At 61.6% G+C, this 1,363-nt stretch carries 1 protein-coding gene; it reads left to right on the top strand.

Annotated features, from left to right (window positions below; all coding sequences use genetic code 11):
* Window positions 1-1,363, top strand: a 1,363-nt coding sequence (locus HV773_RS36435; protein ID WP_175198544.1) for a type VI secretion system Vgr family protein, incomplete at both ends; no start/stop codon positions are given.

The raw sequence follows: 1,363 nt of genomic DNA, 5'->3' as shown, positions 1-1,363 counted from the left end.
CTCCGAGGGTGGTGCGCTCGTCTATGAATTCGTGATCCGCCCGTCGTGGTGGCGCGCGACGCTGTGCAGAAACTCGCGCATCTTTACCGATTCCGATATCACCAGAATTCTGCAAACCGTCCTCACGCTGTACAGCCACGAAATTGAATTTCGTCTCAAGCACGATACCCGTTTCAACCACGAAGCCAGCCAGCGTGATTTCATCCGCCAGGCCTGGGAGACGGACTGGGATTTCTGCATGCGGCTGTGCGAGGAGTTCGGCTATGTGATCTGGTTCGAGCACCACGACAGGAAGCACGTGCTCGTCATTGCCGACTGCATCCGCGCGTGCCAGGAACAGAGCGCGCCCTACGACACGTTGTCGTATCACCCCGATGGCGGGCATATCGACCGGGAACATATCACGCACCTGTCATGGCGCACGTCGGTAGCGCTGGACCGGGTAGTCGTCAATGACCACAGCTATACGTCGCCACGGCTCAGACGCAACAGCGAGCCGTATCGCGGGCAGTACGGCCCCATACGCCGCGAACATGATGAGAGTCTCGAATCCTACGAGAGCGCCGAATACGCCCAGCCCGATACGACCCGTTACTCCAGGCGGGATGACGACGCCTGGAAGAAGGATGCGCAACATCTGGCGCGCGTGAAGCTGGAGGCGAGACGGGGCCAGCGGCTGCGCGCACACGGGCGGGGCGCGCTGCGTGGCATCGAGGCCGGCAAGACCTTCACGCTGATCGATCATCCGCATGGTGAGGCGAACAACGATTATCTCGTGCTGTCGTGCACGCTGGATATCCGGGACATGCCGGGCATGTCAGGCCGATCCACCGGTTATTCGTTCGAAGCCACGTTCGAGCTGTACCCGGCACGCGAGCCGTACCGCATGCCCCAGGTTACGCCACGCCCGCGTCTCGAAGACCTGGAATACGCGGTCATCGTGGGACCGAACAACGCCGAAATCTCGCTCGATAAATATAACCGTGTGGAGATTCAGTACGCCTGGGACCGCAAGGGCGAGTTCAACGGCGGAACATCGATCTGGGTGCGCGTGGCGCAGCCGTGGCAGGGCGACCAGATGGGTACGGTCACGCATGGCCGCTGCGGACAGCAGGTGCTCGTGGGCTATGTCAACGGCGATCCGGACCGGCCCGTCGTGGTGGCGTTCGTACCTGACGTGAACAACATGCCGGCCTGGAAGCTGCCCGATAACTATGCGCTCTCGGGTATGGTCACGCGCAGCCTCGGGCGCGGCAGCACCACCAATCACCTCGCTTTCGACGACACCGAGAACCGCCAGCAGCTACAGATTGCGAGCGACCACGGCAAATCAAGTTTGAGCCTGGGTTACAACACGCGCATC

This window comes from Paraburkholderia caffeinitolerans (assembly GCF_902859945.1).
Lineage (GTDB): Bacteria > Pseudomonadota > Gammaproteobacteria > Burkholderiales > Burkholderiaceae > Paraburkholderia > Paraburkholderia caffeinitolerans.
Note: the sequence above shows the minus strand (reverse complement) of the source record. Positions and strands in the feature narration are given on the sequence as shown.